Genomic DNA, 235 nt, shown 5'->3' with positions numbered 1-235 from the left:
AATAAAAGCTGCTGACCGTTGTAATAAAAATATTCACCAAACCTCGTTGCGAGCCTTTTAATAAACTGATAATCTGACTCTTTGTACTGAACCGTGTATGGAAGCGAATACTCCGTATTGGGATGATGCACCAAAATATGGGCTTCATCGGGATATTCCGAAACGATTTCCTTGATGATCTGCTCCAGCGATTTTCCTTCAAAGCTGCGGCATTTTTTTCCACTTTCCATCAGCA

The 235-nt window shown here is 40.9% G+C and carries 1 protein-coding gene; it reads right to left on the bottom strand.

Features of this window, described 5'->3' with window-relative positions:
* Positions 1 to 235: contractile injection system protein, VgrG/Pvc8 family (locus OXQ85_RS20590; RefSeq protein ID WP_267407021.1), on the bottom strand; the 235-nt coding region annotated here is incomplete at both ends.

Origin of the sequence: Chryseobacterium sp. GM_Chr_2, assembly GCF_026540445.1 — a bacterium.
Lineage (GTDB): Bacteria > Bacteroidota > Bacteroidia > Flavobacteriales > Weeksellaceae > Chryseobacterium.
Note: the sequence above shows the minus strand (reverse complement) of the source record. Positions and strands in the feature narration are given on the sequence as shown.